Origin of the sequence: Rhodopseudomonas sp. B29, from assembly GCF_000333455.1 — a bacterium.
Lineage (GTDB): Bacteria > Pseudomonadota > Alphaproteobacteria > Rhizobiales > Xanthobacteraceae > Rhodopseudomonas.
In genome coordinates, this window is the sequence record NZ_BADD01000488.1 from 1 (window position 1) to 6,626 (window position 6,626).

At 62.7% G+C, this 6,626-nt stretch carries 9 protein-coding genes; 1 reads left to right on the forward strand and 8 read right to left on the reverse strand.

The annotated features are described in order from the left end of the window. The 7 genes from I5M_RS17290 to I5M_RS17320 form a co-directional block, all read right to left on the reverse strand. Positions 1-446 (reverse strand): gamma-glutamyltransferase (locus tag I5M_RS17290; protein ID WP_283804874.1); only part of this gene is annotated, 446 nt, incomplete at its 3' end. Positions 447-537: 91 nt separating this feature from the next. Next, on the reverse strand, positions 538-2,052 hold the full coding sequence (locus I5M_RS17295) for a class I adenylate-forming enzyme family protein (protein WP_022722539.1): 1,515 nt from the start codon (positions 2,050-2,052) through the stop codon (positions 538-540). Next, on the reverse strand, positions 2,052-2,834 hold the full coding sequence (locus I5M_RS30970) for a VOC family protein (RefSeq protein ID WP_022722540.1): 783 nt from the start codon (positions 2,832-2,834) through the stop codon (positions 2,052-2,054). The genes I5M_RS17295 and I5M_RS30970 overlap by 1 nt, the downstream gene beginning before the upstream one ends. Before the next feature lie 9 nt (positions 2,835-2,843). Continuing rightward, positions 2,844-3,260 (reverse strand): PaaI family thioesterase, encoded by a 417-nt coding sequence (locus tag I5M_RS17305; RefSeq protein WP_022722541.1) that lies wholly within the window; start codon positions 3,258-3,260, stop codon positions 2,844-2,846. 11 nt (positions 3,261-3,271) lie between these two features. Continuing rightward, positions 3,272-4,288: an SDR family NAD(P)-dependent oxidoreductase gene (locus I5M_RS17310; protein WP_022722542.1), complete on the reverse strand. Its 1,017-nt coding sequence runs from the start codon at positions 4,286-4,288 to the stop codon at positions 3,272-3,274. Between the two features lie 51 nt (positions 4,289-4,339). Then, entirely contained in the window at positions 4,340-5,320 is a 981-nt protein-coding gene (locus I5M_RS17315; RefSeq protein ID WP_031336804.1) for an ABC transporter substrate-binding protein, read from the reverse strand. A 44-nt stretch (positions 5,321-5,364) separates the two neighbouring features. Then, positions 5,365-6,012 (reverse strand): ABC transporter permease, encoded by a 648-nt coding sequence (locus I5M_RS17320; RefSeq protein ID WP_244432039.1) that lies wholly within the window; start codon positions 6,010-6,012, stop codon positions 5,365-5,367. 19 nt (positions 6,013-6,031) lie between these two features. Between I5M_RS17320 and I5M_RS33770 the strand changes: the two genes are divergently transcribed. Beyond that, positions 6,032-6,205 carry a hypothetical protein gene (locus tag I5M_RS33770; RefSeq protein WP_244432040.1) on the forward strand — a complete coding sequence of 58 codons (174 nt, stop codon included), beginning with the start codon at positions 6,032-6,034 and terminating at the stop codon, positions 6,203-6,205. Here I5M_RS33770 and I5M_RS17325 read toward each other — a convergent pair. Beyond that, positions 6,192-6,626: ATP-binding cassette domain-containing protein (locus I5M_RS17325; protein WP_031336808.1), on the reverse strand; the 435-nt coding region annotated here is incomplete at its 5' end. The two genes, I5M_RS33770 and I5M_RS17325, sit on opposite strands and share 14 nt — an antisense overlap.

Below are 6,626 nucleotides of genomic sequence, written 5' to 3' on the forward strand. Positions count from 1 at the left end.
ACCCATTTGTGCTGGATCGCAGTCGGAACCAGATAGCCGCGCTCGGCGATCTCGATCGCAGGCTCGAGCAGATCGGCGAACGGCAGCTTGCCGAACCGCTCGGACAGCGCCACCCAGCCGGCCACCGCACCAGGCACAGTGGCGCTGTCCCAACCACGGACCGGCAAGTTGCGCGCATCCTTGCCGTATTTCGACGTGAAGTAATCGGGCGTCCATCCCGCAGGCGCAAATCCCGAAGAATTCAGTCCATGGAGCTGTTTGCCGTCCCAAAGAATGCAGAACGCGTCCGAGCCGAGCCCGTTACTGCAAGGCTCGACGATCGTCATAGTCGCGGCAGTGGCAATTGCCGCGTCGACGGCGTTGCCACCCTTCCAGAGCATTTTCAACCCGGCCTGCGCCGCCAACGGGTGTGTGGTGGACACGACGTTGTTGCCGAACACCGGCATGCGGCGGGACGAATAGCCGGCCGACCAATCGAAAGACGCATTCATATCGAGGTCCTGTATTCGAAAAGATATCGAAGGTGGAGGGGGCGCATCACGTCGCCCGGAGTTCGGCTTCGCCGCGGTTGCGCATCGCTTCGCGGTCGATCTTGTTGGTGGAGGCGAGCAGCATATGGTCGAGAAACCATATCCGGCGAGGATGCTGGTACGCAGGGGCGTTCGCCAGCACATAGGCCTTGAGAGCCGCCTCGTCGGCGACCGCACCCGGACGCCTGACCACGAAGGCAACCGGCTTGGTGCCCTTGATGTCGTCGTTCACCGGCACCACGCAGGCCTGCACGACATCGGGGTGAGTCTCCAACACGGCCTCGACTTCGCCAGGGAAGATGTTTTCGCCGCCGCTGACGAACATGTCGTCGCTGCGGCCGATGAAGTAGTAGAAGCCCTGTTCGTCTCGTCGGAACACATCCGAGGTGTCGTAATAGCCGTCTTCGGTGATCGGCGAGCGCAGTTCGGGCCGATTGTGATAGCCGAGCATGATCGCCGGGCTTTTCATCTGCAGAACACCGGCGATCGGCGCGTCGGGCCCGACCAACCGCACCGAGACTTCCGGATGCGGATAGCCCACCGAACTGACGGGAGTCGGGATACCATCCGGATGGCGGCCGAACACGATGGGGCCGCCTTCGGTGGTTCCGTACGCATTAATGATATGCGCGTTGGGCAGCAGGCCGCGGATCTGTCGCGCGAGTGTCTCGCTGACCGGAGCCGATCCCATCCGCACGGTTCGCACGCTCGACAGGTCGGCGCGGGCCAGCACGTCCTCCTCTCGTAGCATCATCGCGATCATCGGCGGCACGGCGGTCAGCCAGGTGCAGCCGAAGTGGCTGATCGCGTTGATGTAGGCCGTAGCTTGGAATTGAGGCAGCATGATCGCGGTCGCTCCGCTGGCACAAACGAGAATCGCAAGTGCGAGCGCGTTCATGTGATAGAGCGGCGCGGCGATCAGCACACGTTCGTCGTGAAGATCGTAGTCACGCCGACGCGCCTGCGCCACCCAGATGTGAGAGGCATGCGACAGCAGCACGCCCTTGGGGCGCCCGGTCGATCCGGACGTATACAGACTGAGCGCGGGCTCGTCGGCTCGCGGCGTAATCGGCACGAATGGTCCGGGATCGAGCCACGATGCCACGCCCGCTGTCCCCTCGCCATCGAAAGTGACAAAGGTGACGCCGGCAAAGCGTTCGGGATCGATCGTCCGCCGCCGCTCATCATCGCAAATCACCAGCTTGGCGCCGCAATCGGCAATCACCTGCGCGATGGTGGCCGGCGGAAATTTGAAATTGATCGGGACAGGCACGACGCCCGCCCGCATCGCGCCGAACACAAGCGCGACATAGTCCGGGCGATTGGCGGCCAGGATGCCGATGCGGTCGCCCCGAACGATCCCCCGTCGCAACAGCCCGCGCGCGAATGCATCAGCCATCGAATCGAACATTCCGCGCGTCATCACGGTCTGGCTTCCGTCGAAGCCGACTCCGATGATCAGCGGATGATCGAAGCTTCCGGTGCGATCGACGAAGTCGCCGAGATTGGCGGTTTGGCTCATCAGTTGCTCCGGCAGGTCAAGGTGAGTCCGAGATCCGAAATCGTGAGCGATGCCTCGCGCGACGAATCATTCCAGCGCCACACCGCTCCGTCGAGCGAAGCGGCCCTGCGGCCGATTTCGTCGAGACCGTCGAACACGAGCTCCACTGTGGCAAACCGCGCCACCGCGCCTTCGACGAACCGGATGCTCACGTCGCCGAGCATCACCAGCCAGCCACGCGGATCACGTTCGGCCTGCGCCGCGCACACCGCCGCACATCGCTCGGCGTCCGCCGCAGCGGTCGGGCTCTCGATCACCAAGCCGCCGATCGCTTGAAATCCGTTGGGATGCGACAGCCATTCCGGCCGCCAGACCAAATCGGGCGTCAGGTGCTCGCAAAGATACAGGCGGCCAGCCGGAAACACCTCAGGCGGAAACCGCACCGTCCTGAAACGTGCTTCCAGCATCTCGCCATTGATTTCGACAGGCCGGGAGAACGTATCCGGCGGCTTGGCCGGAAGCCCGGCCCGCTCGAGGCGGGCAAAATCGGCGACGGCGTCGACACTGTTCAGCACCAATCCGTTGAGCCCGTACGGGCTCTCCAACACGTCGCGGCGTTGCAGGCCCTGCTCCGGCACTCCGACGAGTTCGAGGTAGGCGCCTTGCGTCATCATCAGATGATTGATCGATCCCAGCGAGTGATAGCCGCGCGGCGTCAAGGTGAAACCCAGCGCCGCGAAGCACTGGAACGCACGATCCATGTTTCGCAGCGTGTTGACGACGACGTGGTCCAGCTTGGTCATCGGCGGTCGCTAGGTCTGCGGCATCATATAGACGCCGCGGCCGCTGGCGAGCAGCTTTCCGGACTCGTCCAGGATCTGCGCTTCGGAAACGCTCACCTGGCTGCCGAATTTGACGACCTTGCCGATGCAGGTGATGTCACCCTGCATCGCGGCCCGATGATAATCCACGCGCAGATCGACGGTCGGCACGCCCCGCCCGGTCTTCGACACTAGCGCCCAATCGGCAGTGAGATCGACCAGCGTGGCGAGGATGCCGCCGTGGGTGTAGCCGCGATCGGCGTTCACGACCCACTCAGGACGCCACGTCGCCTTGATGCGGATGGTCCCCTCGCCGACCTCTTCCACCTTGAGGCCGAGCCACTGGTGGAAAGGCCCGCGCAGCAGCGCCGCTTCGACTTGTTCCTTGGTCATCGCAGTCGTTGTCATGGGTCAAGCTCTCACGGTGTCACGACGATCTTGCCCATGACCTCACGGTCGCGGATCATGCGAAGACCCTCAGCGGCCTGCTCCAGAGGCAATACCTTGTCGACGACAGGCTTCAACGTCCCGGCCTGGATCATGTCCATCAGCGCCGACAGGTTGTCGTGATAGAAGCTGTTGGAGCCGACGACCTTGAGCTCGAAGCTCCAGATGTAGCGAAGGTCTTCCTTCGGATCGTGCCCGGCAGTCGCGCCGCACACCAGAATGATGCCGCCACGCTTGACGCAGCGCAGCGACGGCGCCCAGGTGTCGCCGCCGGTGAAGTTCACCACGACATCGACACCGCCGCCATAGCTACGGCGCTCGGGCTTGCCGTATTGCTGAATCGCCCATTTGGAGAAATCGGTTTCGCGATAGTTGATGACGTGATCGGCGCCGAGTTCTTTCAAGCGCTTCAGCTTGTCCTCGCTGCCCGCACAGGCGATCACCTCGGCGCCGAGTTGCTTGGCCAGCATCACGCAGCCGGTGCCGACCCCGCCACTGGCGCCCAGCACCAGCACCTTGTCGCCCTTCTTGACCGTGTTGTGCGTGATCAGCATGCGATGCGCCGTGCCGTAGGCAACCGGCAACGACGCCGCATCGACGAAACTGACGTCGGGCGGCATCATGATGAGCTGGTCCGCCGACACCGTGCAATATTCGGCCATGCCGCCGTCGAGCATTTCGCCCATCAATCCCTTGCCGGGATACAGCGGATTGACCAGCACGCGGTCGCCGGCCTTCCAGCCAGTGACGCCGTCTCCGACCTCGACGATTTCCCCGGCCATATCGAGACCGATGATGACCGGCAGCGGCACCTTGATGCCAGGCATCCCCTTTACGGTGAACACGTCGTGGTAGTTGAACGACGAGGCGCGAACGCGGATCAGCACGTGCCCGGCTGCCGCCGTCGGGACCGGATAGTCAGCGACGACGGTCAGATCATCGACGTCGCCGTGTTGCTTGAGCAGAAGGGCTTTCATGGTCTTGGGCATTCACAACTCTTTCTCTCTTGGACGTCCGGCCGCGCAGCGCGCCGACCGCCGCTACTTGATCGACTTCGACTGTTCGTAAGGGCCGGTGACGAGCGCGGCGTCGGGCAGATTGCCCTTGACGACGCCGACGCCCTTGAAGATTTCGAATTCGGATTTCAGCGAAGCGATGTCGTCCGGCTCCATCGACACGGTGTAGATTCCATCCCACAGGCTGGCATAGGCCTTGGCGTCCGCTTCGGGGATGTTACCGGCCTGCATCAGCGCCTTCGCCACGCCGTCCTTGTCGGCCTTGCCGGCATTGAACGCGTCGCGCATCGCAGCGACGACTTTGGCGGCGTCGTCGGGGTGCGCCTTCAGCCATTCGTTGCTCATGAGCCCGACGCCGAGCACCGGCAGACCGTCTTTCTTGGTGAGTTTTTTCCACTCCTCACGAAAGGTGCCAATCTTCTTCAGCTTGAGATCGGGCAGCAGCGCCAGCGTCACTGTGCGCAGCGCCGCCGCGTCGATCTCCTTCTGCGCCAAAAACTGCGCGAGACGCGAGTCGTTGCCTGGCACGGCCTGGAAATCACTGGTCTGCATTCCGTAGTTGTTGACCAGGATCGCCGAAGTGATCGACGCCACCGCGCTACCAGCCGGCGACATGCCGACCTTCTTGCCCTTCAAATCCGCGGGAGAATTGATCGGCGAGTCCGGTAGCACGACGAAGTCCAGATCGGCGACCTGGGTCACCAGCACGATCGACATCGGCAGGCCGTCCGAGGCAACGCTGAATGCGCTGCCTGCGCTTGCGCCGATCGCGAAATCGATGCTGCCCGCAGCCATCGCCTTGGTCGGCGCATTCACGTCGGGAAATTTGACGTATTCGACGTCGAGCCCGTGCTTCTCCATGAACTTGCCGGCCTCGAGATACGAACCGAAGCCGAGGCTGACGCCCGAACTCCAGTAACCAATGCGGACCTTCGCCGCTTCGGCAGGGGCGAGGCTCGACACGCAAATGGCAGCGGCGATTGCAAACAGTTTGGCATATTTCATCAACGTACTCCGTCGTTGCGGCCTATTTATCTCGTCACGGGCTATCAGTTGGTCGAGCGTTCCCTCCATGCGAACAAGCGACGCTCGAGCGGTTTGAGGATGACGGCTTCGAGAGCGATCATCAGAACGACCAGCGTCAGCGTCCAGGCGAATACCTGGTCGGTCTGCACGAGATCCGCCGCCTGACGGAGGCGATAGCCGATGCCACTGCTCGCCCCCAGCGTCTCGGCGACGATGCTGACACGCGCACCGAACCCGAAGGCCAGCCGCGAGCCGGCAAACAGCAGTGGCAGGATGGTCGGCAGATAGATTTTGACGAGCACTTGGACGCGCGTCATCCGGAAGGTCTGGGCCAACTGGATGAAGTCGGTATTCACCGTGCGCGTGCCCTGCCAGACATTGGTCAGGATCAGCGGCATCGCGGTCATGAACACCACGAAGATGGTGCTCCAATTGGTGAGCCCGAACCAGATCAGCGCGAAGATCGCCCAGATCGAGGATGAGACCGTGTTGATGACCACCAGAACCGGTTCGAGAATTTCACCGAGCAATCTGCTCGCGCCGAGCGCAATCCCTAGCACGGTCCCGATCACCAACGAAAACGCAAATCCGACGGCGATCCGCCAGAACGTGATGCCGAAGTCGGTCCAGAACGTCGGATTGCCGACGAGCGTCGTCCACGCTCTCCACACTTTCGCAGGGCCGGGAAGGATGAACGCCGAGGCTCCGAGCGAAGCGATCTGCCAGACGACTAACATCGCCACCAGCAGCAGCAGTCGCAACCAAAAGATGCGTAAGCGCCTGCTGGCGGCGATCCTCGACTGCGCCGTCGATGCTTTCCCGGCCGTCGGCTTGAGAGCTGATATCGACGTCATTGCAGGCTGAGCCGCAGCAGACGCACCTCTTCGGCGATCTCCGGCGAGAGAGGATCGCGAGGATAAGGCGCGGATATGTGCCTGGTTTCGCGAACCCGGCCGGGTCGAGGATGCAGCACGACGATATCGTTTGCGAGGACCACGGCCTCTTCGACATCGTGGGTGACGAAGATGATCGTCATGTCCTTGAGCGCTGCGATCCGAAGAACCTCCGCATGCATTTGGGAACGGATCGCCGGGTCGAGCTTCGAGAACGGCTCGTCCATCAGCAGAATTCGCGGCTCGGTAAGCAGGCTTCGTCCGAGTGCAGCGCGGCTGCGCATGCCGCCCGACAATTCGTGCGGATAGGCATCGGCGAAACTCTCGAGGCCGACCATTTCCACACCCGCTGAACCCGTTCGCGCCGCTTCTTGGCTTTGACTCCGCTTCCT

Bases quoted from the DNA above. Each gene is read 5' to 3' on its own strand.
- I5M_RS17295 (WP_022722539.1), bottom strand. From the start codon at position 2,052: ATGAGCCAAACCGCCAATCTCGGCGACTTCGTCGATCGCACCGGAAGC.
- I5M_RS30970 (WP_022722540.1), bottom strand. From the start codon at position 2,834: ATGACCAAGCTGGACCACGTCGTCGTCAACACGCTGCGAAACATGGAT.
- I5M_RS17305 (WP_022722541.1), bottom strand. From the start codon at position 3,260: ATGACAACGACTGCGATGACCAAGGAACAAGTCGAAGCGGCGCTGCTG.
- I5M_RS17310 (WP_022722542.1), bottom strand. From the start codon at position 4,288: ATGCCCAAGACCATGAAAGCCCTTCTGCTCAAGCAACACGGCGACGTC.
- I5M_RS17315 (WP_031336804.1), bottom strand. From the start codon at position 5,320: ATGAAATATGCCAAACTGTTTGCAATCGCCGCTGCCATTTGCGTGTCG.
- I5M_RS33770 (WP_244432040.1), top strand. From the start codon at position 6,032: ATGAACGCCGAGGCTCCGAGCGAAGCGATCTGCCAGACGACTAACATC.